The following is a 24,989-nucleotide window of genomic DNA, read 5'->3' on the forward strand; positions in this document are numbered from 1 at the left end:
TTGCCGCCGCTACCGTATTCGCGGGTAAACCCGCTCCTACACCTGATCGGGGATGGACACGCATTGGTGATTGGACACAGGCCGTCGCGTAGGAGCGGGTTCACCCGCGAAAGGGCCGGGCCTGCTGGCCAATCTCCACCCGTCGTTCTCCGTTGCCGCCGCTACCGTATTCGCGGGTAAACCCGCTCCTACCACGGTGGTGGCCACACATCGGGGGTTGGAATCAGGCTGTTGTAGGAGCGGGTTCACCCGCGAAGAGGCCGGCACAGGCAGCGCATCCCTGTGAATCAACCCGCACCCCCTGCCATCGGCATCCACCACTTCCAATGCCTCCAGGTGCTGGTATCGGCCAAACAGCTCCAGCAGCTGCCCGATCGTGGCATTCAAGTGCACTGTCGGTTGTTCAGCCAGTGGCACCTGCGTCAGTGCTGGTAAAAGCCCGCTGTCGCGTACCCCCATCTCCTGTGGCCGCCCTAGCAAATAACCCTGCACCAGGTCCACGCCCATCTCCACCAGCACCGCCAGCTCTTCCGCCAGCTCGATGCCCTCGGCAATCACCTGTGCCTTCGATGCCCGGGCAATCTGCAAGATAGAGCCTACAAACTCGCGCTTGAGCGGGTCACGGTGGATGCCGTCGATGAAGTGCCGGTCGATCTTCACGTATTCGGGGCGCAGCTCCGACCACAGGCGCAGGCTGGAATAGCCCGCGCCCAGGTCGTCGAGGGCAATCGAGAAGCCCATGTCGCGATAGTGGTGCAGGGCATTGGACAGCAGCTGGAAGTCGTCGGTGGGCGTGTGCTCGGTCAACTCGATCACCACCCGGTTGGGCGGCAGGCCAACCTGTTCGAGCAGTTTCAGGGTCAGGCCAGAGGGGTAGTGCGGCTCCAGCAGCGATTCGGGTGAGATGTTGAGAAACAGTTTGCCCTGCAGTTGCTGCTCGCTGAAGCGTCGGCAGGCGCTTTCTCGGCAAGCGGCTTCCAACTCGGTCAGGCGGCCGGCCTGGCGGGCGATGGTGAACAGGTTGAGCGGCGCATGCAGCGGGCTATTGGAGGGGCCACGGCTCAGCGCCTCATGGCCAAACACCCTATGCTCACTCAGGCACATGATTGGCTGGAACAGACTGTGAATACGGCGTTGAGCCAGGATGGCACTCAAGGCACTGAGCTGTTCGGCAACGGTCATGATGGATTCCTGAAAAATGAGGGCCGGGCATCTGCATGCCCGGCCCTCATATTTCACGACAGCGCGATGACTGTTTGATGACAGGTCGCATTATTCTGCCATCATTGCTGAGGTGCCTTACTTCTTGGCCACCTTGGTGCTGGCACTGAGGTAGTCGATCAGGATGCGACCGGTTTCCGCGAGGTAAGCGTCGTCTTCCGGCTTGGTGTTTTCATCCTCGACCGGCAGGGCGTCTTCGTCCTCTTTCTTCAGCTCTTTCAGCGGCTCTTCACCCTTGGCCTTGCGGCGGGTGTTTTCCAGCGCCAGTTGCTTGGCCTCGATGCTGTCGTGGCGTGCACGGCGTTCCTGCTCGTTGAGGCTGACGGTTTTTTCGTTCATCAGCTTCTGGGTGAGGGCCAGGCGGTCGCGGATGTAGGTGAACTCGGCATCCTTGTCGCTGCGCGCCTCATGCTGCGCCTTGAGCTGGGCCAGGAACGGCCTGAACGGATCGGCCGCAGGCTTGACCACCGGGCGGATGGTGTCCCACGGCATGGCCTCTGGCAGGGCGCTCTCGCCGATTTCCTTGGTGTCGATGATCGAGGGGTAGTCGATGTCCGGCAGCACCCCCTGATGCTGGGTACTCTGCCCGGAAACCCGGTAGAACTTGGCCAGGGTCAGCTTCAGCTCGCCATGGTTGAGCGGCTGGATGGTCTGCACGGTGCCTTTGCCGAAGGTCTGGCCACCGATGATCAGCGCGCGGTGGTAGTCCTGCATGGCACCGGCGAAGATCTCCGATGCCGAGGCCGACAGGCGGTTGACCAGCAGTGCCAGCGGGCCCTTGTAGAAGGCCCCCGGGTTTTCGTCTTCCAGCACGTCGACGCGGCCATCGCTGTTGCGTACCAGCACGGTCGGGCCTTTCTCGATGAACAGGCTGGTCAGCTCGGTGGCTTCCTGCAGCGAGCCGCCGCCGTTGTTGCGCAGGTCGATGACCACGCCGTCGACTTTCTCTTTCTGCAGCTCGGTGAGCAGCTTCTTCACGTCACGCGTGGTGCTCTTGTACTCCGGGTCGCCAGCGCGGTAGGCCTTGAAGTCCAGGTAGAAGGCCGGGATCTCGATGATGCCCAGCTTGTAGTCACGCCCGTCCTGCTTGAGCTTGAGCACCGACTTCTTCGCCGCCTGTTCTTCAAGCTTCACCGCTTCACGGGTGATCGACACAATCTTGCTGGTCTGGTCGCTAGGCGCATTGCTGGCCGGGATGATTTCCAGGCGCACCACCGAGCCTTTCGGGCCGCGGATCAGCTTGACCACTTCGTCCAGGCGCCAGCCCACCACGTCGACCATTTCCTTGTTGCCCTGGGCCACGCCGATGATCTTGTCAGCCGGGGCCACCTGCTTGGTCTTGGCTGCCGGGCCTGCTGGCACCAGGCGCACGATCTTGACCTGGTCGTTGTCGCTTTGCAGCACTGCACCAATGCCTTCGAGCGACAGGCTCATGTTGATGTCGAAGTTTTCGGCGTTGTCCGGCGACAGGTAGTTGGTGTGTGGGTCGTAGGACTGGGCAAAGGTGTTGATGTAGGCCTGGAAGATGTCCTCGGCACGGGTCTGGTCCAGGCGCGCGAGCTGGTTCTTGTAGCGCTTGATCAGGGTTTCCTGGATCTGCTTGGGTTCCTTGCCGGCGATCTTCTGGCGCAGCACTTCGTCTTTCACGCGTTTGCGCCACAAGTCATCGAGCTCGGCCTGGTTCTTCATCCACGGCGCATCCTTGCGATCGATCAGCAAGGTTTCGTTGGTGGTGAAGTCAATCTTGTCCACGCCCTTGTTCAGCTCGGCAAGGGCGAAGTCCAGGCGTTGCTTGACGCGGTCGAGGTAGCGTTTGTAGATGGTGAAGCCCGGGTCCAGGTTGCCGCTCTTGAGGAAATCGTCGAATTGCGTTTTCCATTTATCGAATTCGGCAATGTCGGCAGCGGTGAAGTAGCTGCGCGCTGGGTCCAGCAGCTTGATGTAGCTGTCGTAGATAATGGCCGAACGGGCATCGTCCAGGGGGGGCTTGCTGTAGTGGTGGCGCTTGAGCAATTCCACCACGTTGAGGCTGGCGACGATCTCGTCGCGGTCGGGCTGCAGGCTGTCCCACTTGTTGGCGGCCGCCGCATTGCCGCCGAGCGTGAGGCTGCCCAGGCCGATCATCACAGCCAGTGCGGTGCTTGGAAGGAAATGCTTCATGCTGATTCGACGTGGAGGCAATTGATCACGCATAGTAGGCCGTCTTTTCCGTTGCCGGTTCCATGGAGCCGGGCAAATACTGCAAAAGGCCTGAGGTAAGCGACCTCAGGCCCAGTCATGATTCAACTATGGAGGCACTGTGAAGGCATTGCAAGGCGTTGACGGACATGTGGAGTGGGTCGAGGCCGAACGCCCGACCTGTGACGCGGGCCAAGTGCGCATTCGCGTGGCCGCTGCGGGGCTGAACCGCGCCGACCTGCTGCAGATGAAAGGGTTGTACCCGCCACCACCAGGTGCCAGCCCATACATGGGGCTGGAGTGTTCCGGGGTGGTTGAAGAAGTGGGGGCTGGCGCCGCCTGGCGCGTGGGTGACCGCGTTTGCGCCCTGCTGGCCAGCGGCGCCATGGCCGAGGAAGTGGTGGTCGATGCCCGTCACGTATTGCCGGTACCCGAAGGCCTTGGCCTGCATGAGGCGGCAGCGTTGCCGGAGGTGTATGCCACCGCCTGGCTGAACATCTTCCAGCTCGGTGCAGTGAAGGCTGGCGAGAAGGTGCTGGTGCACGCCGGCGCCAGTGGCGTTGGCTCGGCCGCCATCCAGCTGTGCAAGGCGTTCGGCAGCCCGGTATGGGTCAGCGTCGGTTCGCAGGACCGCCTGGCCTACTGCCTGGCGCTGGGCGCTGCGGGTGGTGTGGTACGTAACGAGAACCTGGACGCGCTGGAAGGTTTCGGCCCGTTCGATGTGATTCTCGACCCGGTCGGCGCTGGCTACGGTGAGCTGAACCTCAAGCTGCTGGCCCGTGACGGGCGCTGGGTGATCATCGGCCTGATGGGCGGGCGCAAGTTTGAACTGGACCTGGCCCAGGTGCTGGGCAAGCGTCTGGAAATTACCGGTTCCACCCTGCGCAACCGTGATGACGGCTTCAAGGCCGAGTTGCTGCGCGAACTGCAGCAGCAAGTATGGCCGCTGTTCGCCGAGGGGCGGTTGTCGCCGCAGCTGGTCGATACCTACCCGGTGGAGTTTGCCCAGGCGGCGTATGCCGAGCTGGAGACCAACCAGGTGTCGGGCAAGCTGGTGATGGTGATCGACCCTAGCCTGGTGTAAGCAGGCCTGGCCCCTTCGCGGGTAAACCCGCTCCTACCTTGGGATCGCCACAACTGTGAACACTGTGCGATGCGATGTAGGAGCGGGTTTACCCGCGAAGGGGCCGGCACAGCCCATAAAAACCTTCAGCTCCAGCTCAGAATCGGCCACCCATTGATCTCGGCATGCTCGCGCAACACCGCATCCGGGTTCACCACATGCGGGTGATCCACTCTCAACAACAACGGCAAGTCATTCCTCGAATCGGAATAGAAACTCGCGCCCTCCAGGTTCTCCTGCTCCTGATCCAGCCATTCCAGCAACCGCGTGATCTTGCCCTCACGATAGGTCAGCACCCCGTGGGTCTTGCCGGTGTACACCCCGTTCACTGCCTCCAGCTCGATGGCCAGGTATTCATCCACGCCCAGTCTCGCGGCAATCGGCCCGACCAGGTGCGTCCCCGAAGCGGAAATGATCAGGATGCGATCCCCACGCTTGCGGTGCTCGGCAATGCAGCGGCAGGCGTCACCGTAGATGATCGGCTCGATCACTTCTTCGACCCACGGTGCCACCAGGTGCTCGACTTCTTCCAGGGTACGCCCGGCAATCGGCTCCAGGCTGAAGGCCATGTAGTCCTCCATCTGCAGGTGGCCCCTGCCATAGGCTTCCATCAGTTCATGGTCGCGGCGCAGGAAATCCTTGCCGTCGACCCAGCCCAGCCGGGCCATCTGCTCGCTCCACAGTGATGCGCAGTCGCCGTGGATCAGGGTTTCATCCAGATCGAAAATTGCCAGTGCCATTGTGTTGAGTCTCCTTAAGCCACTTCCCGCAGCGCAGTGGGGTCGATCGACACGCTTACCCGTTTTCCGTCCGCATGCAAGTCGGCCGGCGAGCGGTTGAGCACATCGACCACCAGCTCCACGTCGCGCACCCGCACCCGGTAGCGGATCACGTTGCCCAGCAGGCTGTGGCTGCGCACCTCGGCGTCCAGCTCGCCGTGCACGCCTAGGGTGATCGACTCTGGGCGGATCGCCAGGCGGCTGGCCACCGGGCGCTGCAGCAGGCGGCTGGCGCTGTCGGCGTCAAGCAGGTTGTAATTGCCGATGAAACCGGCGGCAAACAGGTCCACGGGGGCGGTGTAGAGGGTTTCGGCATCGCCGCTCTGGACGATGCGCCCCTGGTTCATCAGGAAGATGCGGTCGGACATGGTCAGCGCTTCCTCCTGATCGTGAGTGACGAATATGGTGGTCAGCCCCAGTTCGCGCTGGATGGCGCGAATCTGCTCGCGCAGGTGCTTGCGGATACGCGCATCCAGCGCCGACAACGGTTCGTCGAGCAGCAGCAGGCGCGGGCGGGTGACCAGTGAGCGTGCCAGGGCCACGCGCTGGCACTGGCCACCGGAAAGCTGGTGCGGGTAGCGCCCGGCGAACGTGCCCAGCTCCACCAACTCCAGCACCTCGCGTACCCGCAGCTGGCTTTCATCGGCCTTGACCTTCTGCATGCGCAGGCCGAAGGCGACATTCTGCTCCACGGTCATGTTAGGGAACAGCGCGTAGCTCTGGAACACCATGCCGATGCCACGCTTTTGCGGGCTTAGCGGCACGATGTCGTGGCCGTCGAGCAGTATCTGCCCGCTGTCCACCGAGGTCAGCCCGGCAATGCAGCGCAGCAGGGTGGACTTGCCGCAGCCGGACGGGCCGAGCAGGGTGACGAATTCGCCGCGTTCGATGTGGCAGTCGATGCGCTCGAACACCGGGCTGCCGGCGTAGCTTTTCTGCAGTTTCTGTACGCTGACGAAGCTCATGTCAGGTCTTGTCCTTGTTCAGGCGGTTGGCGACCCAGGTCAGTACCAGCACGAAGGCGAAGTAGGAGATGACCAGCGCGCTGTTGAAGTGGCCGCTGCTGTTGCGCATGTTGTTCAGGTACACCTGCAGGGTCTCGTAGCGGGTGCCGACCAGCAGATTGGCAAACACGAATTCGCCGAACAGGAACGAGAACGACAGCAGCACTGCCACCATCAGGCCCTGGCGCAGGTTCGGCAGCACCACCAGCAGTGCGGCCTGCCAGGTGCTGGCGCCGAGCAACTGCGCAGCGTCCATCAGGTCGCGCAGGTTGATGGCCTGCAGGTTGTTGGTGATGGCCCGGTACATGAACGGCAGGGCGATGGTGAAGTAGCAGCCGATCAGGATCCACGGTGTGCCGACCATGGCCATCGGCCCGCTGCCATACAGCTGCAGCAGCCCCACCGACGACACCACCGGCGGCACCGCGAATGGCAGCAGGATGAGGATGTTCATCAGCGCGTCGAGCCGCGGGAAGTGGTAATGCACCACGAACAGCAGTGGCAAGATCAGCACCACCGACAGCAGCAGTGCGCCTACGCACACCAGCAGCGACTGGCCGAACGCGGCAAGGAAACGCGGCTCGCTCCACAGCGCCGCATACCACTTCAGGGTCAGGCCACTGGGCAGCAGGCTTGCCGACCAGCTGGTGGCCAGCGAGTAGAGCAGGGTGCCGGCCAGGGGTAGCAGCAGGATCAGGAACAGCAGGTAGACCACGAGGCGGTGGTACCAGCCGCCGGAGCGGATGTCAGCGCGCATGGTAGCTCCTTTTCAGCAGCCATTGATGCACCACCGTGACCAGCGTCATCAGCCCCACCAGCACCATCGCCAGGGCGCTGGCCAGGTTCGGATCGAGGCTGATGTCGCCCGCCACCAGGCCGGCGATGCGGATCGGCAGTACGTTGAAGTTGCCGGTGGTCAGTGCGTACACGGTGGCGTAGGCGCCCAGGGCGTTGGCCAGCAGGATGACGAAGGTGCCCAGCAGTGCCGGGGCCAGCACCGGCAGGCCGATGTGTCGCCAGTACTGCCAGTGGTTGGCGCCCAGCAGCGCGGCTGACTCGCGCCAGTCTTCGCGCAGGGCGTCGAAGGCGGGGTACAGCAGCAATACGCCCAGCGGGATCTGGAAGTAGGTGTACACCAGGATCAACCCGCTTTTGGAATAGATACTGAAGTCTTCCAGCAGGCCGACCTGCTTCAGCAGCAGCGTCAGCGCGCCGTTGAAGCCAAGCAGGATGATGAAGGCAAAGGCCAGCGGTACGCCGGCAAAGTTGCTGGTCATGTTGGCGAAGGCGCTGACGAAGTCGCGCAGCTTCGAGTCCACCTGGCGCAGCGAGTAGGCGCCGAGGGTAGCGATGACGATGCCGAACACGCTCGACCAGAAGCTGATTTCAAGGCTGCGTTGCAACGCCTGCAGGTAGAACTTGGAGGCGAACACCTTGCTGAAGTTGTCGATGCCCCAGCCGGCCTCCGATTGCAGGCTGTTGATCGCCACCCAGGCCAGCGGGGCGACCTGGAAAATGACGAAGAACACGGCGAACGGCAGCAGGCAGAGCAGGGCCAGGTAGCGGCCACGCATGCCGCCATTCACTTCAGCAACTCCCGGCAAACCGTCTTGTCGTGCGCGGCGCCCAGCAGCTCGCAGATGGTGCCGCACAGTTCGGTTTGCAGCGGCTTGGCGGCCGGGTCCAGGCTGAAGGCGTCGCCGAAGACGAACAGCGGCACTTCACGTTCTTCAGCCAGCAGGCCGTTGTGCGAGCGGTCGTTGTTCATGCCGTGGTCGGCGGTGACCAATACCTGATAGCCCTCTTCGAGCCAGCCAGGCAGGTAGTCGGCCAGCAGAATGTCGACGCTGCGCGCAGCGTTGCGATACTGGCTGCTGTCCAGGCCGTGGCGGTGACCCACGTCGTCAACGCTCATCGGGTGCACCAGCAGGAAGTTGGGGGCGTGACGGCGGCGCAGGTACTCGCCATCGGCCAGAAGGTGCGAATCGGGGTAGCGGTCGTCCCAGTAGAACAGCCCGTGCTGGATCGGCAGCTTCGGCGCGTGGGTGTGGCGGTCACGCTGCGGGTCGAAGGGCGAGCGGTTGTACAGCTCGCTCATCCAGTGATAAGCCGCCGCTGCGGTGCCCAGGTTGGCCTCGCGGGCATAGTGAAACACGCTGCGTTGGTTGGACAAGCGGTTGATGTTGTTGTGCACGATGCCGCTGTCGATCGGTGGCACGCCGGTGAGGATGCATTCGTACAGCGGCCGCGACAGCGATGGCAGCTCGCATTCCACGCGGTACAGCGCGGCGCGATCTGCTTCGACGTAGGCGTGCAGGTGGCCCATCGCATGGTGGGCGACCTGGTAGTTGAGGCCGTCAAGCAGGACCAGGATGACGTTGTGTTGCATGTTTTCTCCAGTCATGAACCGCGTTGGCACCTTCGCGGGTAAACCCGCTCCTACATGTATCGCGTATCCCTGTGTAGGAGCGGGTTTACCCGCGAAAGGGCCGGATCAGGCGCTACAAAGCCCAGCCCCTTACTCCATCTCGATGATCACCTGCTCCTGCCACATCTGCGGCAGTTTCTTCGAGGTGGCTTCCCAGGCTTCGGCATTCTTGATCGGCTGGGCGGCACCGTACTGCTCGTTAGGCAGTAGCTTGGCCTGCACATCTGCCGGCAGCTTCAGGTGCTCGGCCCGGATCGGCCGCGCATGACCCTTGGCCAGGTTGATCTGCCCGGCGTCGCTGAAGATGTATTCACGGGTCAGCTTGGCCGCGTTGGGGTGCTTGGCGTACTTGTTGATGACCGTGGTATAGCCGGAAATCACCGAGCCGTCCGAGGGAATCAGCACTTCAAAACGTTTTGGGTCTATCTGTTCACGGTAGCTCAGGCCGTTGAAATCCCACACCACGCCAACTTCCACCTCGCCCTTCTCCAGTGTCTGGATGGTCGGGTTGGCCAGCGACAGGCGCTTCTGCTGCGCCAGCTTGGTAAACAGTTGCAGGCCTGGCGCCACGTTGGTCTCGTCACCTTTGTAGGCGATGGCCGCAGCCAGCACACCGTTGGCGGCCTGGGCTGCTGTGCCGACGTCGCCAATAGCGACCTTGTACTTGCCTTTTTCCAGGTCATGCCAGGTTTTCGGGCGGTCGCCTTCCTTGACCAGGTCCTTGTTGATGATGAAAGCGATGGTGCCGGTATAGGCCAGCGCCCAGTGGCCGTCCTTGTCCTTGGCCCATTCTGGCACCTGGTCCCAGGTGCTTGGCTTGTAAGGCTGGCTGACGCCCTTGGTCACCGCGATCGGGCCGAAGGCCGCCCCCACGTCACCGATGTCGGCGCTGGCGTTGTCCTTCTCGGCTTCGAACTTGGCCAGTTCCTGGGCCGAGCTCATGTCGGTGTCGCTGTGCTTGAGGCCGTACTTGCTGGCCAGGTCTTCCCAGGTGCCTTTCCAGTTGGCCCAGGCGTCGGGCATGCCCACGCTGTTGACAGTGCCTTCCTTGCGGGCGGCGTCTTCCAGGGCCTTGAGGTCAGTGCCGGCGGCCATGGCCGTGGTGCACAACGCGATGGCCGAACCAAGCAGTGACGCCATGAAGAACTTTTTCATCCGAAGCTCCTTTGGGTGGGTGCCTTTGCGATCGTTGTTCTGGGTAAAGCCGTTGCAAGCCTTTGACTGGCACCTTTGGTCTAGGTCAGCAAACCTTGAGCCAAGGTAGGCCGCTTGCGTGACAGTTTGATGTAGGGAGGGGGCCGGCAAGGGCCCTGAAGCTACAGCGTAGACCAGGTAATCGCCCCGGTTCTGCTGGCTTGGCGCGTTTCTGGCAGTGCCTGGCCCACGCTTTGTCACAGGATGTTCATCAGCCCTGCATAGGCTTGCACTATTCTCAACCTGCCCTGTGATGGGGCTGGACTAGTCCAGATAGGTAACCTTTCGATGCAGTCGACGCCCCCGCGTGCGGTAACAGCCATCTGCCATGCCCTGCAGGAGCAGATCGAGCATGGCCTGCTGGCGCCGGGCGGCAAGCTGCCGGCCGAGCGGCGGCTCAGCGAGGTGTTCGACACCACGCGCATTACCCTGCGTGAGGCGTTGGTGCAGCTGGAGGCCCAAGGCTTGATTTACCGCGAAGAGCGCCGAGGCTGGTTCGTTGCGCCGCAGCGCTTGACCTACGACCTCATCGAGCGCAGCCATTTCCATGCCATGGTGCGCGATCAGGGGCGGGTGGCCAGTACCGAACTGCTGTCGGCGAGGCTGCAGCCGGCTTCGGCGGCCATCTGTGCACGCTTGCAGCTGCCGGCGTTGTCCAGCGTGGTGCGCGTCTGCCGGTTACGGCGGATTGACGGGCGGGCGGTGCTGTATGCCGAGCATTACCTCAACCCCCGGTACTTTCCAGGCATTCTCGAACACGACCTGGCGCAGTCACTGACCGAGATTTATGGGCGGGTGTATGGCATCGAGTACGGGCAGGTGTGCTTCGAGATCCTGCCGACAGCGTTGCCGGTGGAGGCGGCAAGCGCTTTGAAAGTGTCGGCGGGCAGCCCGGGGTTACACATTACCCGGGTCAACAGCGACCAGCATGGGCACTTGATCGACTGTGACCTCGAGTATTGGCGGCATGATGCGATCCGCATTCGGGCCCAGGCTGGATGAGGTGTTGCCTTCTTCGCGGGTAAACCCGCTCCTACGAGCCGGCCTCTGTCATCCCACCCCCACCGGCTGTCACCACCTGCACCGACAACCGCGGCGTCGCCAGGTCCAGCCCGGCTTCATCCAGCTGCCGCTTCAAGGCCAGGTTGAACGCCCGCGACACCTCCCACTGCTTGATCGGCGCGGTCTTGAACCGCGCCCGCAAGATTGCCGACCCTGACTCGAAGCTCTCCACCCCCTGTAGCTCCAGCGGCGACCAGATATTGCGGCGCATCAGTGGGTCATTGCGCAGCTTCTGCCCCACTTCGCGAACCAGCGTGATCGCCTGGTCGATGTTCATGCTGTGCGGGATTGCCACGCGGAAGATCGCGTAGCCGAACTCCCGCGAGTAGTTCTTGATGCTCTTGATTTCGCTGAACGGGATGGTATGCACAATGCCGTCGATGTCGCGCAGGCGCACGGTACGAATGGTCAACCCTTCCACCGTGCCCAGGTGGCCGCCGACATCCACGTAGTCGTCGATGGCCAGCGAATCTTCGATGATGATGAACAGGCCGGTGATCAGGTCGGCCACCAGCGACTGCGCGCCAAAACCGATGGCCAGGCCGATCACACCGGCACCGGCCAGCAGCGGGGTGACGTTCATGCCCATGTTGGCCAGGGCGACGATGACCGCGATGATGAAGATGACCACGAACATCACGTTGCGGATCAACGGCATCATGGTTTGCGCACGTGCGTTGGCCAGCCCCCGGCGCGAGCGCACCAGGGCATGGTGTACGGCGGTGTCGGCAAGGATCCACACCAGCCAGGCCACGATCAGTGTGCCGGCCAGGCCCAGCAGGCGCAGGCTGATGTCATGGCCGTCGCCCTCGGCGAAGCTGATCATCGACACGCCCCACACGCGCAGGCCCAACTCGATGAACACCAGCCAGATGAACAGGTGCACCAGCAGGTAGCCGAAGTTGCGCAGGCGCTCGGTGTACACCGCCTGGCGCTTGCCGGCCCGCTTGGGGTTGGCGGCATGGCGGCGCACCAGGCCGTTAAGCACCATGCACACCACTACTAGCACCGTGCACATCAGCGACTGCCGCAGTGCGGTGCTGGTGTCGCCAGCGGAGACGAAGGTGGCGAACAGCGAAATGGCCACCAGGATCAGCGCCGGAATGAACCAGAAGCTGCCGAGGATCTCGATGGTATCGCTGAGGGTGCGTCGGGTCAGGCGCCGCGACAGTGGCTGGTTGCGGATCAGGTGGGCGATCGGCCGGCGGAAGCGCAGGATGAACAGCCCGGTGCACAGTGCCGCAATCACATTGGCCAGGGTAGCCAGGGCGTGGGCCAGGTGGGTACCGAGGGCAACCAGCATGCGTGGATCGCTCATCGCCTCGCCAAACGCGGCGAAGCTGCCGATCAGCCACAACGGGCGAAACGCCTGGCGCCGTAGGATGTGCAGGGCGCGGTGGCGGTGTGGGCCGTCCAGCAAGGAAAAGGCGATGACGCAAATGGCCGAAAAGCAGGTGCCGACCACCAGTGCGTAGGCCAGCACCATGGCCAGGGATTTGCCCAGCGATGGCGGCAGCACGAAACTCAGGTACACCGTGAACACCAGCGCTACCAGCCAGGGGCCGAGCTTGCGCAAGGCAAAGCGCACCAGGTCCCAGGTACGCGGGTGCTGTGGCAGTTCTTCGCTCAGGCCAAAGCGCAGGCGTACCCGATGGCCGACCCAGTTGAAGGCGTAGGCCAGCACACTCCACACGACAATCACTGCAGCAAAACCGAACAGGATTGGCGGCCACTGGTGCACGGGCACCACCAGCTCGGTCAGTTCGGCCTGGGCTTGTTCGATTTCCGCGGCCCAGCGGTGGAATGGACTGGCATCGCCGCTGAACTGTTTTTCAAAGTCATGCAGGGCACCGCCGATCAGGCCGAGCACGCCCTGTTCAACGCTGGGTTGCGATTGCCGGGTGGCGTCGCGCAGTTTTTTCAGGTCGGCCAGCAGCTTGGCCCGTTGCTGGTCGTTTTCGAGGTTCTTGATCACCTCGTCCAGCGACTTGCCCAGCGGCTCGGTGGCTTCTGGCTGCGCGGGCGCGCTGCCGCCCAGCAGGCCAGGCAAGCCCGCCGCTTGTACCGGGGCGATGAACAGCAAAAGCAACAGGAACAGGTAACGCAGGAGGGCAGGCACTGGCAAATCTACCTCAGGTCAAACGATTGACCGAGTGTAGAGGTTTATGTCGGCAGTTTCTCAAGGATCTTCCAGCAGGTGAGGCCGAAAATACCCAAGGTGCCGACCCACATCATCAGTACACCGATGTTGCGTTCGCGCATGCTGAAGCCGATGGTCAGCAGCATCAGGAACAGGAACACCGGGACGAACAGTGACAGGAACGGGGACATGGACAGCAATCCTTTTGCAGTGGGGCCATGTAACAAGCATAGCGCTTGGCAAGCGAGGCGTGATTGACCTTGAGCATGTGTAAGCAGGCTCGGCCTATTCGCGGCGGTTCGACGCCTCGAATAGGCCGGGCCTGCTTACATCAAGGCAGTTCGCGGCTACGGTAGAACGCGGTCAGTACCTTCACCAGGTGCGCCAGGTCATGGCTGCCGCACAGCTCGCGAATGGAGTGCATGGCAAAGGTCGGCAAACCGATGTCTACCGTGCGCACACCCAGGTGGCTGGCGGTGATCGGCCCGATGGTCGAGCCACAGCCCATGTCGCTGCGCACCACAAAGCTCTGCACCGGTACTTCCTCGGCCATGCACAAGTGGCGGAAGAACCCGGCAGTCTCGCTGTTGGTGGCGTAACGCTGGTTGTTGTTCACTTTGATCACGGGCCCGGCGTTGAGCTTCGGCCCGTGGTTGCCGTCATGCTTGTCGGCATAGTTGGGGTGCACGCCGTGGGCGTTGTCGGCCGACACCATCAGCGAGCGCTGGACGGTGCGCACATAGGTGTCGCCATCGGGCAGCAGGCGCTGCAGGGTCTGCTCCAGCATCGGGCCATCGGCACCGCAGGCCGAGCAACTGCCGACTTCTTCGTGGTCGTTGCACACCAGCACACAGGTTTCGTCGCTGTCGGCGGCCAGCAGGGCCTGCAAACCGGCGTAGCACGACAGCAGGTTGTCCAGGCGGGCGCCAGCGATGAAGTCGCCATTCAGACCGATCAGCGCGGCGTCCTGCGTGTCATAGAAGCTCAGCTCGTAGTCCAGCACCACGTCGGCGATCAGCTCGTGCTCGCGGGCCAGTTGCTCGGTGAGCAGGGCGCGGAAGTCGATGCGTTCGTCACCGGCCACTTGGGCGAGGATGGGGGGCAGTTCGTTCTGCGGGTTGATCGCCCAGCCTTCGTTGGCGGTGCGGTTCAGGTGGATCGCCAGGTTGGGGATGATCGCGATTGGCAGCTTGAAGTCGATCAGCTGGCTTTCGACCTTGCCGTCACGGCGGTAGGTGACGCGGCCGGCCAGCGACAGATCGCGGTCGAACCAGGGGGCCAGCAACGCGCCGCCATACACTTCCACGCCCAGTTGCAGGAAACCCTGGCGCTGAAGCTCGGGCTGAGGCTTGACCCGCAAGCACGGGCTGTCAGTGTGGGCGCCGACCATACGGATGCCATTGAGCAGCGGCGACTGCTTGCCCAGTTTGATGGCGATGATTGAAGAATCGTTGCGGGTGACGTAGTAGCGGCCGCCAGTCTCGGGGTCCCAACTGTCGCGCTCGTCCAGGCGCTTGTAGCCGGCCGCCTCAAGGCGCTGGACCAGGCTGGCGGTGGCATGGAAGGGCGTGGGGGAGGCCTTGAGAAATTCGATGAGGCCGGTATTCAGTGCGTCGCGCATAGCTCACTCCAGACAGCAGTGGCGCGAGTTTAACGCAGAATGTCGACAATTTGTGTCTGCATCTTCGCGGCTAACGCCGCTCCCACAGGTATTGCACAGCCTCTGAGCGCCGCGCGGTCCCTGTGGGGGCGGCTTTAGCCGCGAAGAGGCCGGTACAGGCCCTGCGAAATCAGAACGGTGCCGGGCACTCGAACTTCAACCGCTGCCCGGACACCGGGTGGGTAAAGCTCAGCATCGAGGCATGCAGGCACAGCCGCTCATGGGCCGCCAGGGCTTGCGGGTTGGCGTACAGCCGATCACCCAGCAGCGGGTGCCCGATCGACAGCATGTGCACCCGCAGCTGGTGCGAACGCCCGGTAATCGGCGTCAGCTCCACCCGACAGTAATCGCCGCAGCGTTCGACGATACGCCAGAAGGTCAGGGCGTGTTTGCCCTGCTCGTGGTCCACCACATGCCGTGGTTTGGTCGGTGGGTCGTAGCGCAGTGGCAGGTCGATGCTGCCGCTGTCCAGCGCCGGCTGGCCCCAGCACAGTGCGGTGTAGGCTTTTTCGGTTTCACGGTCGTGAAACTGGCGCGACAGCTCGCGGTGGCTGTCGGCATCGCGGGCCAGCAGGATGATGCCGGAGGTTTCCCAGTCCAGACGGTGCACGATCAGCGCATCGGGGTAGCCGTTTTCCTGCAGGCGGGTGATCAGGCAGTCCTTGTTGTCCTCGGCACGGCCAGGTACCGACAGCAGCAGGGTCGGTTTGTTGATCACCAGGATGGCGGCGTCTTCGAAGAGGATCTGGACATTCGACAGCGGCATTACAGGTCTCACGAAAATAGCAGTAAACGCTGGGGCCGCTTTGCGGCCCTTCGCGGGCAAGCCCGCTCCTACAAAGGCTATGCATTCCCCTGTAGGAGCGGGCTTGCCCGCGAAGGGCTGCAAGGCAGCCCCAAATTGTCGACTACGCGGATCAGCGATCCGGCAGGGTGATGTTCAGCTCCAGAATCGAGCAGCTGCCCTGGTTTTCCAGCTCGATATGCACATCATCGTTGCCGATGTTCACATATTTGCGGATCACTTCCAGCAGTTCTTTCTGCAGCGCGGGCAGGTAGTCCGGTTCGCTGCGTTGGCCGCGCTCGTGCGCCACGATGATCTGTAGACGCTCTTTCGCTACCGACGCGCTGGTCTGTTTCTGTCTGCCACGAAAGAAGTCAAAAAGGTTCATGGTTTATTTGCTCCCGAAAATGCGCTCGAAGAATCCCTTCTTCTGTACATCGATGAAGCGCATCGGCTTCTCTTTGCCCAGCAGGCGGTCGACCGCATCACTGTAGGCCTGGCCGGCATCGCTCTGGTCATCGAGAATGACCGGGATACCTTGGTTGGACGCCTTGAGGACGGCCTGCGATTCCGGGATCACACCCTTGAGTTTGATCGACAGGATTTCTTCCACGTCGGCCACGCTCAGCATTTCGCCTTTGACGACGCGCTCCGGGTGGTAGCGGGTGATCAGCAAATGCTCCTTGATCGGCTCTTCACCGTTTTCGGAGCGGCGCGACTTGCTCGACAGAATACCCAGCATGCGGTCGGAGTCACGTACCGACGAAACTTCCGGGTTGGTCACCACGATGGCTTCGTCAGCGAAGTACATGGCCAGGTGAGCACCTTTTTCGATACCGGCCGGCGAGTCGCAGATGACGTACTCGAAGTCCTTCTTCAGGTCCATCAGTACCTTTTCCACGCCTTCCTGGGTCAGCGCGTCCTTGTCACGGGTCTGGCTGGCGGCCAGCACGTACAGGTTCTCGAGGCGCTTGTCCTTGATCAGGGCCTGTTGCAGGTTGGCTTCGCCGTTGACCACGTTGACGAAGTCGTACACCACGCGGCGTTCGCAGCCCATGATCAGGTCGAGGTTACGCAGGCCCACGTCGAAGTCGACAATGACGGTCTTGTGGCCGCGCAGTGCGAGGCCGGTACCAATGGCGGCGCTGGTAGTGGTCTTGCCCACACCCCCCTTGCCGGAAGTAACCACGAGAATCTTGGCCAAGGTGTTTCACCCCTAAAAATAGTCGGGACACTTGTCCCTGCAAAAAACTGAAATAGCTAAATAAAGGCAACGGTAAAAAAGTTGCTCTAAAAATGCTGGCAAGTATCCGTTAAAGACGGGTGATGTTCAACACGTCACCAGACAGGCTGACTTGCACGCTGGTCCCCCACAGCGGATCCCGGCGCAGGTCTTCGCAGACTTTGTACTGGCCGGCGATCGAGACCATTTCGGCGGTCATCTGCTGGCAGAAGATACGCGCCTTGGTGTTGCCTTTGATGCCGGCCAGGGCGCGGCCGCGCATGGCGCCGTACACATGGATGTTGCCATCGGCCAGAAGTTCCGCACCTGGGCTGACCGAACCCGTCACAACCAGATCACCGCCCTGAGCATAGATCTGTTGGCCGCCGCGTACTGGCGAAGTAATGATGCGGGTCGGGCGCACCTCGGGTTCGGGGGGCGGTGGTGGCGCCGGGGCCTGCTCGGGCTTTTTGACCACCTCGGGCTCGGGCTCCAGCGGCCGTTCGCGGGCCCCCGAGGGCGGCAGCACCGGCAGGTCGATGGCGATGGCGGCGGCGATGTCCTCGATGCGGTTGGCGCGGATGGCCAGGGTACGCAGGCCGTGGTGTCGGCAGATCCGCATCAAGCCGGGCAGGTCGATTGCCCCTTCGTCGGCCGGCAGCTTGTCCAGCGCCAGCACCAGCGGTGTATTGCTGAAGAAGTTCGGGGCCTGGGCGACTTTGGCCGCCAATTGGCGGTCGAGGGCTTCAAGGTCATTGCGCGCCAGTTCCAGTACCGTAATGGCGAGCATGCTGCCCTTGAGCTGGAACACGGAGGCGGTGTCGGGTGTGTGGTTTGGGCTCATGGTCTGCATAGACGGCTTGTTGCGAAAAAAGTGCCCTGACTTATAACGAGAACACCGGTTGCCCGCAACATGCGCTGATCCGTTGTAGAATGCGCGGCCTTTGTCTTTCCGGATGCTTCAATGGAACGCCCGCGTTTTCGTCCCTATTACCTTCACCCCAAGTTCTGGGGCCTGTGGCTGGGCCTGGGCCTGCTGTGGCTGGTGGTTCAGTTGCCGTACCGGGTGCTGCTGAAGATCGGTGCCGCGCTGGGCGCCGTCATGTATTGCTTTGCCGGTGAACGTCGGCGCATCGCCGCGCGCAACCTGGAGCTGTGCTTCCCGGAGCTGTCGATCGACGAACGGCAGCGTTTGCTCAAGGCCAACTTCGCCTCTACCGGCATCGCCTTCTTCGAAATGGCCATGAGCTGGTGGTGGCCCAAGGCCAGGCTGGCGCGCCTGGCTCATATCGAGGGCCTTGAGCACCTGCAGGCCGCCCAGCAGGCGGGGCAGGGCGCGATCCTCATGGCGGTGCACTTCACTACCCTGGAAATTGGCGCCGCGCTGCTCGGCCAGCAGCACACGATCGACGGCATGTACCGCGAACACGGCAATGCACTGTTCGACTTCATCCAGCGCAGCGGCCGCGAGCGTCACAACCTTGATTCGCTGGCGGTGGAGCGCGAGGACGTGCGTGGCATGCTCAAACTGCTGCGTTCGGGCCGGGCGATCTGGTACGCACCGGACCAGGACTACGGCGCCAAACAGAGCATCTTCGTACCGTTGTTTGGCATCCCCGCAGCGACGGTCACCGCTACCACCAAGTTTGCCCGGCTGGGCAAGGCGCAGGTGATTCCGTTCACCCAGAAGCGCCTGGAGGATGGCAGCGGCTATCGTCTGGTCATCCACCCGCCGCTGACGGACTTCCCCGGCGAGAGCGAGGAAGCCGACTGCCTGCGCATCAACCAGTGGGTTGAACGTGTGTTGCGCGAGTGCCCCGAGCAATACCTGTGGGCGCACCGGCGGTTCAAGTCGCGGCCCGAAGGGGCGCCGCGGCTGTATGACAAGAAAAAGCGCTGAACCTTGTAAGCAGGCCTGGCCTCTTCGCGGGTAAACCCGCTCCTGCAGGATTACCACGGGTTCTGCATATTGCGGGGCCCTGTGGGAGCGGGTTCACCCGCGAAGAGGCCGGGCATGAAAGCACCTTGACCCCAGGAAGGACGCCATGGCTCCACCCCCGGTAACCGGTCTCATCCTGTCTGGCGGCGGCGCCCGCGCTGCCTACCAGGTCGGCGTGCTGGCGGGCATCGCCGAGTTGCTGCCCGCCGGCGCGCACAACCCGTTCCCGGTCATTGTCGGCACCTCCGCCGGGGCCATCAACGCCGTCACCCTGGCCAGTGGTGCCGTGCACTTCAACGAGGCCGTGCAACGGCTCACTGCCTTCTGGCAGAATTTTCGCAGCCATCTGGTCATCCGCAGCGACTGGCCCGGGGTCGTGCGCCAGGCCAGCCGCTTCGTCGGCCACAGCCTGCTGGGGCTGGGCGGCCAGGCCCCCGTGGCGTTGCTCGACAGCAGCCCATTGCGCAGCCTGCTGCAAACGCACCTGAACCTGGATGGCATCGGCCACGCCTTGGCCGCCGAGCAACTGCGCGCCGTGGCGGTGACCGCCTTTGGCTACGAGTCTGGCCAGGCGGTGACCTTCTACCAGGGCCGCGGCACCATCGAGGCCTGGCTGCGCCACCGGCGTATCGGCGTACCCGCACCGTTGACCATCGACCACTTGCTGGCCAGTGCGGCGATCCCGCTGTTGTTCGCCCCGGTGCAACTGGGCGGCGAGTATTACGGCGACGGTGCAGTGCGCCAGTCGGCGCCGATCAGCCCGGCCTTGCACCTGGGCGCCAGCCGGGTGCTGGTGGTCGGGGTCAGCGGAAACCCGCAGCGGCCAGCGCCACCGGTGCCGCCCCAGCGTGTGTTCAGCGGGCAGCAGCCGAGCCTGGCGCAGATCGGCGGGCACCTGCTCAACAGTACGTTCATTGACAGCCTGGAAGACGATATCGAACTGCTGCAGCGCCTCAACCACTTGAGCGGGCTGTTGCCGGCGCACCTGGATGCCCGGCGCCTGGGGCTGGCACCGATCGACGTGTTGGTGGTGGCGCCCAGCCAGCCGCTGGATGAGATTGCCGCTCGGCACCGCCGCGAGTTGCCGGCGGCGTTACGCCTGTTTTTACGGGGGCCGGGGGCGACGCGCACCAGCGGGGCGGGGGTGTTGAGCTATTTGCTGTTCGAGGCCAGCTATTGCAGTGAACTGATCGAACTGGGGCGGCGCGATGCCCTTGCCAAGAAGCGCGAGCTTTGCGAATTCCTGGGGATTTGATGTTGCCTGTGCGGGCCCTTTCGCGACAAGGGGTTGCTCCAATACCTGTGTAGGCGCGGGTTCACCCGCGAAAGGGCCGCAGCAGGCTTACTCGGCTATCTGCAACTTGCGCGCCTGGGTATACACATACCGCACCTTTTCATACTCGAACGGCGAATTCAGCTGGCCGTAACGGAAGTTGGTGGTGTAGCGCTTGTCCACCACACGCAGGGCGAAGATTTCCGGGTGATCGGTGCTGGCTTCGGCCACGTTCAGGTAGTTGACCGCCTGCTCTCCCGCATAGTCCACCACCAGCCCGGTAGTATCGCGCAGGTTCGATGGGCCTAGCACCGGCAGCATCAGGTACGGCCCATCCGGCACGCCATAGAAGCCCAGGGTCTGGCCAAAGTCCTCGCTCTGGCGCGGCAGGCCCATGCTGGTCGCCGGGTCCCACAGCCCACCCACGCCGATAATCGTGTTGAACATCAGTCGCGCAGTGATTTCTGCCGAGCGCTTGGCTTTGAGCTGCAACACGCTGTTGAACAGGTTCGGCACATCGCCAAGGTTGTTGAAGAAGTTGCTCACCCCTGTGCGCACGAACTTTGGGGTTACATACTGATAGCCACTCACCAGCGGCAGCAGCACCCATTGGTCCAATCGGTAGTTGAAGTGGTAGATGCGCCGGTTGATCGACTCCAGCGGGTCGTACACGTTCAGCGCCTGCAGGGTTGAGCGCTCGAACTCGCGCTGGTCCAGCCCCGGGTTGAATTTCAGCTCACGCAGCGGGTCGAGGAAGCCATCGGCTTCGGGCGCCAGTGGCGCGGTGCCGATCACCTGCGGGTCGGCCTCGACCACGCTGGCTCTGGGTGCGGTTTCGGCGGCCAGGGTGTGGCCAGCGGCAAGCAGGGCAGTGGCGAAGAGGAGTTTGTTAACCACGGAAGAACTCCAGCATGGCGTCACTGTTGACGCGGTAGTTGAGGTTGCCGCAATGGCCGCCATGGGGGTAGAGGGTCAGCCGTTCACCGAACACCTTGCGCAGGAAGCCAATGTCGCCCGGGCCGAGAATGACGTCGTCGGCGTTGTGCATCACAGCGATCTTGTCACTGCTGCGCAGGTAGTCTTCCAGGGCATACAGGCTGACCTGGTTGACCAACTGCAGGATGCTGTTGCCGTCGGTGCGGGCGCGCCACATCGGAATCACCTGCTCGGTCATGTAGCAGTCGAAGTCGCACTGCAGGGCGCGCTTGAAGAACGGTGTCAGGCTGCTGCCTTCGGTGATCGGGAACTTCGGCGGAATGATCAGGCCACGGCGGTTGATCAGGTCGGAAGTGAAGGCGATGTCGGCTGCCGAGAAGCGGAACGAAGTGCCGATCAGCATGGCCATCTGCTCGTTGGACAGGTGCTGGCGCGACTGCTGGAAGTCGTACAGCAGGGCGTCGTTCAGGTCGATGTAGCCCTTGTCCTGGAAGTAGCGGGTGAGTTTTTCCAGCATCAGCTCGTAGAACGTGGTGCTGCGGTCGATGCCCTTGACCTGGGTTTGCACCAGCTTGTCGAGGTTGTTGATCGAGGTGTAGAGGTTGACCGGTGGGTTGAGCAGCAGCACACGTTTGAAGTTGAAGCTGCGGCGGGTTTCGTCCAGGTGGCTGACGAAGGCGGCGTCGAGCGCACCCAGGCTGTAACCGGTGAGGTAGAAATCACTGACTGGCAGGCGTGGATGCTGGGCGCGCACGGCCTGCATGACCCGGTACATGTCTTCGGCGTCTTCCTGGCTGATGCCGGGGGTAGCAAAGCGCGAGGCTGCACTCATGAAGTCATAGCTGGTGGGCGATGACAGTTGCACCACGTGGAAGCCGGCCTGGTAGAACAGCTTTTTCAGGTATTCATTGATGCTGCTGCTGTAGGGCGCACCGGTGCCGGCGATGATGAAGATCAGCGGCGCTTCGCGATCCTGGCGGGCCAGGCGGTACTTGAGCTTCTTCACTGCCCAGAAGTTGTCGGGCAACGTGAACTCACGTTCCGGGCGCAAGTTCAGGCTGTAGTCGGACTGATTGATGTCATCGTCGCTGGGCAGCTCAGGGCGCTTGTCCGGCGGCGTGGTGGCGATGGTGGCCTCGAACGGGTTGGTAAGAGGGTAGCCATAGCTGGCAGCGTCGATGTCCCGCGCTGAAGCGGCCACAGCCATGAGCAAGCTGCCGAGCAGGGCAGCGAGGCGCAAAGATCGAAGCATGTAATCCCCCAAAAGAACGCAAGGTCGAGCAGTGTGCAGGCTAGGACCACAGCCAGGCGGGCAAAGTTGCCCGCTGCGGTGGCCTTTGGCGTACTTGCTATCTGCAACATAGCCGCCGGGGTGTGATTTTGCCTTAGAAACGGGCATAAGCGATCATGGATGCTTTCGATTACCGCTATTGGAGAACAGGATGTCTCGTTCGCTGCCGACGGTGCTGCTGGTGCTGTTTCTGGGGCTTTGGCTCGCGGCCAGCTATGGTGTGCGTTACGGCCTGATGGAGGATGGCCAGTGGGTAGGGCTGTGCGCAGTGCCGACGGCGTACTGGCAGTGCGAGGTGCGTTCGCTGCTGGGGTTGGGCATTCACCATCAAATCATGGCCTGGGGCGGATTGGGCCTGGCGCTTCTGGCCCAGTTCGTTTCCGCGCGTGCCGGCTGGTGGCTGGCAGTGTTGGCACTGGTGTTCGCGGTGCCGGCGCTGGTGCTGTACACCGCCAGCATTGCGGTGTTTGCGCTGGTACTGGCGGGGTTGCGCCTGGTCAGGCAACCCCCATTGTAAGCAGCTGCGCGTACCTTGTGGGAGCAACTGTCCTGCTCAATTTCCAAAAGCTGGCGCTCCCACAGGGACTGCGCCAGGCTTTAGATGTGGAAGGCGACTTTCAGGGCTTCCAGCGCCGGTTCGACCTTGATGCCCAGCACTGCCCCCAGTTCCATTACCCGTGCCATGTCCGGCTGCCCCACCATGATCATCTGCAGTTCATACCTGTGGGCAACAATGGCGACCCTGGGGTTGATGGGTGGTTTTGCGGTGATGATGTTTCTCGATACCGCGCTGGGCTGAGGCTGAGCACCAGCCTGTGGGAGCGGCCTTGTGTCGCGATAGGGCCGCAAAGCGGCCCCAGCAATCTATACATGATGCCGAGATCCTGGGGCCGCTGCGCGGTCCTATCGCGACACAAGGCCGCTCCCACAGGGATCGCGCCAGCTTTTGGAAATTGAGCAAGACAGTTTACTCACACAAGGTACGCGCCGGGCTCGAGGACTATGCAGTATCAAGCCTGTCGCATCCGCAAGCTTCGCCACAACGCCGCTGTCATCAGCACACTCACCACCGCCCAGCCCCAGGCCTGCTGGTTCTCCAGCCCTTCGACGAACAACTGCGGCGCCACCCCGGCGCCGACGATGAACGCCAGCAACGCCACCTCCGCCCGTCGCGCCCGCACCGGCCACAGCACATACACCAGCGCCGGCAACGCCAGCGCCGCGCTGGGGAAGCTGCGGTAGCGCGGGTCGAACACCATTGCCAGCATGCTCACCGCCGCAGCGAAGCCCGCCGCCAGCAACAGCCAGCCGGCTCGCACCTGTAGCCAGGCGAACAAGCGCTCACGCCAGCCGGCCCGCCGCGCCAGCGCCAATAGCGCGTGGGCCAGTACCAGCAGGTTCAGCCCGGCCAGCATCAGTGCCCACAACCATTCCCCGGCAAAGCGCGCATGGGTACGCATCAACTCACCCCACAGGCCCAGGCAAGCGGCGCCAAACGCTGCCAGCAGTGGCAGCAGGAAGGCGGCCAACGGTGTAGCGGGGCGCCCGGCCAGCACCAGCATGATCACCATCAGCACGGTGCTGGCCAGCAACCACTGCGGCCAGTCATGCAGGTTGCTCACGGGCCCTTCGAGCACACCCTTGTCCTGCCGGTCCGCGTCGTACAGCCCCCAGTAGCCACCCACTGCGCCCTCATTGGCGCGTTTCCAGGGCTGATCGAAGGCTTCGATCAGGTTGTAGTGCCAGCCATTGCGCTCGGCCATGGCCACGAAGCCACGGATGAAGCGCGCCTCATTGACCCGGCTGGGCACCGCCGTTTCGCGTTGGCGGCCTTCGCTGGGCCAGCCGGTTTCGCCAATCAGTATGTCCTTGGGCGCAAAGCGTGTGCCGAACACCCGGCGCACATCGGCAACGTGGGCCAAGGCATCGTCGATGCCACGCGGATCGTCCTCCCAGTAGGGCAGCAGATGGATGGTGAGAAAGTCCACTGCCGGGGCCACCTGCGGGTGCTGCAGCCAGAACTCCCAGACATCGGCGTAGGTCACCGGCACCTTGACCTGGCGCTTCACCCGCGCGATCAATTTGGCCAGGTGGGCACCGGTCACCTCCTTGCGCAACAGTGTCTCATTGCCGACGATCACCGCGCTGACCACGTCAGGGTTGGCGTTGGCAGCAGCGATCAGCAGGTTGATTTCCCTCTCGGTATCGGCCGGGTGGGCGTTCACCCAGGCGCCCAGCATTACCTTCAGCCCATGCTTGCGTGCCAGCGCGGGGATTGCCTCAAGACCGCTCATGGAATAGGTACGGATGCACTGGAACCGCTCGGCCAGTAACGCCAGGTCGGCGTCCATCCGCGCTGGGCGCAGGCGAAACGGCTGGTCGTAAGGCGATTGGTCTTTGTCGAACGGCGTGTACGAAGCGCATTGCAGCTTGTGCGCAGGGCTGGCCGCATCGGGCAGGTGCACAGGCTTGCCCAGCCCGTACCAGAGCCCCCCCAGCCCGAGCAGGGCCAGCAGGCAGGCAAGCAGGTACAACGGCAATGACAAGCGGCTACAACTGGGCATGTGGCGGTCCATCGTCTGGCACAAAAGGTTAGATAGTAGCCCGGCGCCAAACCTTTGGCATGCAAGGATCGCGCAGGCCGAGGTAGGCCGATGGCGCTAATGGCATAGTGCTGTCGCATATGGGGCGGGTGCAGGTCGCAGCTGGATCAGGTCGACTTGTGTTGCAGGAAGATGATGCAATCTCCAAGACC

The 24,989-nt window shown here is 62.9% G+C and carries 23 protein-coding genes; 5 read left to right on the top strand and 18 right to left on the bottom strand.

Going from position 1 to position 24,989, the window contains the following annotated elements:
- Positions 1-36: 36 nt before the first annotated feature.
- Entirely contained in the window at positions 37-1,182 is a 1,146-nt protein-coding gene (locus tag AA098_RS06900) for an EAL domain-containing protein (RefSeq protein ID WP_064613958.1), read from the bottom strand.
- A 117-nt stretch (positions 1,183-1,299) separates the two neighbouring features.
- Positions 1,300-3,381, bottom strand: coding sequence for a carboxy terminal-processing peptidase (locus tag AA098_RS06905; protein WP_003252543.1), 2,082 nt, complete (start codon positions 3,379-3,381; stop codon positions 1,300-1,302).
- 139 nt (positions 3,382-3,520) lie between these two features.
- Between AA098_RS06905 and AA098_RS06910 the strand changes: the two genes are divergently transcribed.
- Complete coding sequence (locus AA098_RS06910) at positions 3,521-4,483, top strand: NAD(P)H-quinone oxidoreductase (RefSeq protein ID WP_054888721.1); 963 nt, start codon at positions 3,521-3,523, stop codon at positions 4,481-4,483.
- Positions 4,484-4,608: 125 nt separating this feature from the next.
- Here AA098_RS06910 and AA098_RS06915 read toward each other — a convergent pair whose 3' ends face one another.
- From AA098_RS06915 to AA098_RS06940, 6 genes are all read right to left on the bottom strand, one after another.
- Complete coding sequence (locus tag AA098_RS06915; protein WP_003252546.1) at positions 4,609-5,262, bottom strand: HAD family phosphatase; 654 nt, start codon at positions 5,260-5,262, stop codon at positions 4,609-4,611.
- A 14-nt stretch (positions 5,263-5,276) separates the two neighbouring features.
- Positions 5,277-6,266 carry an ABC transporter ATP-binding protein gene (locus tag AA098_RS06920; RefSeq protein ID WP_014860247.1) on the bottom strand — a complete coding sequence of 330 codons (990 nt, stop codon included), beginning with the start codon at positions 6,264-6,266 and terminating at the stop codon, positions 5,277-5,279.
- Between the two features lies 1 nt (position 6,267).
- A complete protein-coding gene (locus AA098_RS06925; RefSeq protein WP_003252553.1) occupies positions 6,268-7,062 on the bottom strand; it encodes an ABC transporter permease in 795 nt (264 codons plus the stop codon).
- Positions 7,052-7,879: an ABC transporter permease subunit gene (locus tag AA098_RS06930; RefSeq protein ID WP_012053417.1), complete on the bottom strand. Its 828-nt coding sequence runs from the start codon at positions 7,877-7,879 to the stop codon at positions 7,052-7,054. The genes AA098_RS06925 and AA098_RS06930 overlap by 11 nt, the downstream gene beginning before the upstream one ends.
- An 8-nt stretch (positions 7,880-7,887) precedes the next feature.
- Positions 7,888-8,694 carry an alkaline phosphatase family protein gene (locus tag AA098_RS06935; RefSeq protein ID WP_003252558.1) on the bottom strand — a complete coding sequence of 269 codons (807 nt, stop codon included), beginning with the start codon at positions 8,692-8,694 and terminating at the stop codon, positions 7,888-7,890.
- 129 nt (positions 8,695-8,823) lie between these two features.
- A complete protein-coding gene (locus tag AA098_RS06940) occupies positions 8,824-9,888 on the bottom strand; it encodes an ABC transporter substrate-binding protein (protein ID WP_017147887.1) in 1,065 nt (354 codons plus the stop codon).
- A 327-nt stretch (positions 9,889-10,215) separates the two neighbouring features.
- Between AA098_RS06940 and AA098_RS06945 the strand changes: the two genes are divergently transcribed.
- Entirely contained in the window at positions 10,216-10,929 is a 714-nt protein-coding gene (locus AA098_RS06945) for a UTRA domain-containing protein (RefSeq protein ID WP_003252562.1), read from the top strand.
- Between the two features lie 31 nt (positions 10,930-10,960).
- Here the strand turns inward: AA098_RS06945 and AA098_RS06950 are convergent, their stop codons facing one another.
- The 7 genes from AA098_RS06950 to minC form a co-directional block, all read right to left on the bottom strand.
- A complete protein-coding gene (locus AA098_RS06950; protein ID WP_003252564.1) occupies positions 10,961-13,108 on the bottom strand; it encodes a mechanosensitive ion channel family protein in 2,148 nt (715 codons plus the stop codon).
- A gap of 44 nt (positions 13,109-13,152) precedes the next feature.
- The gene (locus AA098_RS29435; protein WP_003252566.1) at positions 13,153-13,320 is read right to left on the bottom strand and encodes a hypothetical protein; all 168 of its coding nucleotides are present in this window, start codon (positions 13,318-13,320) and stop codon (positions 13,153-13,155) included.
- A 140-nt stretch (positions 13,321-13,460) separates the two neighbouring features.
- The gene (locus tag AA098_RS06955; RefSeq protein ID WP_004575813.1) at positions 13,461-14,750 is read right to left on the bottom strand and encodes a M18 family aminopeptidase; all 1,290 of its coding nucleotides are present in this window, start codon (positions 14,748-14,750) and stop codon (positions 13,461-13,463) included.
- Positions 14,751-14,919: 169 nt separating this feature from the next.
- Positions 14,920-15,555, bottom strand: a complete 636-nt coding sequence (locus AA098_RS06960) for an RluA family pseudouridine synthase (protein WP_003252569.1) — start codon at positions 15,553-15,555, stop codon at positions 14,920-14,922.
- A 151-nt stretch (positions 15,556-15,706) separates the two neighbouring features.
- On the bottom strand, positions 15,707-15,961 hold the full coding sequence (gene minE / locus AA098_RS06965; RefSeq protein ID WP_003252572.1) for a cell division topological specificity factor MinE: 255 nt from the start codon (positions 15,959-15,961) through the stop codon (positions 15,707-15,709).
- A 3-nt stretch (positions 15,962-15,964) separates the two neighbouring features.
- Positions 15,965-16,777 (bottom strand): septum site-determining protein MinD, encoded by an 813-nt coding sequence (gene minD / locus AA098_RS06970; protein ID WP_003252574.1) that lies wholly within the window; start codon positions 16,775-16,777, stop codon positions 15,965-15,967.
- A 109-nt stretch (positions 16,778-16,886) separates the two neighbouring features.
- Positions 16,887-17,648 (bottom strand): septum site-determining protein MinC, encoded by a 762-nt coding sequence (gene minC, locus AA098_RS06975; protein WP_054888723.1) that lies wholly within the window; start codon positions 17,646-17,648, stop codon positions 16,887-16,889.
- A gap of 111 nt (positions 17,649-17,759) precedes the next feature.
- Here minC and AA098_RS06980 point away from each other — a divergent pair, with 111 nt between their 5' ends.
- Both AA098_RS06980 and AA098_RS06985 read left to right on the top strand, forming a co-directional pair.
- Positions 17,760-18,695 (top strand): lipid A biosynthesis lauroyl acyltransferase, encoded by a 936-nt coding sequence (locus AA098_RS06980; protein WP_003252578.1) that lies wholly within the window; start codon positions 17,760-17,762, stop codon positions 18,693-18,695.
- A 145-nt stretch (positions 18,696-18,840) separates the two neighbouring features.
- Positions 18,841-19,989, top strand: a complete 1,149-nt coding sequence (locus AA098_RS06985; RefSeq protein WP_054888725.1) for a patatin-like phospholipase family protein — start codon at positions 18,841-18,843, stop codon at positions 19,987-19,989.
- A gap of 87 nt (positions 19,990-20,076) precedes the next feature.
- On the opposite strand, the gene AA098_RS06990 is transcribed toward AA098_RS06985, so the two are convergent.
- Positions 20,077-20,823 (bottom strand): VacJ family lipoprotein, encoded by a 747-nt coding sequence (locus AA098_RS06990; RefSeq protein ID WP_050543061.1) that lies wholly within the window; start codon positions 20,821-20,823, stop codon positions 20,077-20,079.
- 73 nt (positions 20,824-20,896) lie between these two features.
- The gene (locus AA098_RS06995) at positions 20,897-22,195 is read right to left on the bottom strand and encodes a serine protein kinase PrkA (RefSeq protein ID WP_003252583.1); all 1,299 of its coding nucleotides are present in this window, start codon (positions 22,193-22,195) and stop codon (positions 20,897-20,899) included.
- Between the two features lie 190 nt (positions 22,196-22,385).
- Here AA098_RS06995 and AA098_RS07000 point away from each other — a divergent pair, with 190 nt between their 5' ends.
- Positions 22,386-22,751: a hypothetical protein gene (locus AA098_RS07000; protein WP_047605297.1), complete on the top strand. Its 366-nt coding sequence runs from the start codon at positions 22,386-22,388 to the stop codon at positions 22,749-22,751.
- 493 nt (positions 22,752-23,244) lie between these two features.
- On the opposite strand, the gene AA098_RS07005 is transcribed toward AA098_RS07000, so the two are convergent.
- Entirely contained in the window at positions 23,245-24,810 is a 1,566-nt protein-coding gene (locus tag AA098_RS07005) for a hypothetical protein (RefSeq protein ID WP_003252588.1), read from the bottom strand.
- Positions 24,811-24,989 lie beyond the last annotated feature (179 nt).

It is taken from the genome of Pseudomonas sp. JY-Q (assembly GCF_001655295.1).
GTDB lineage: Bacteria > Pseudomonadota > Gammaproteobacteria > Pseudomonadales > Pseudomonadaceae > Aquipseudomonas > Aquipseudomonas alloputida.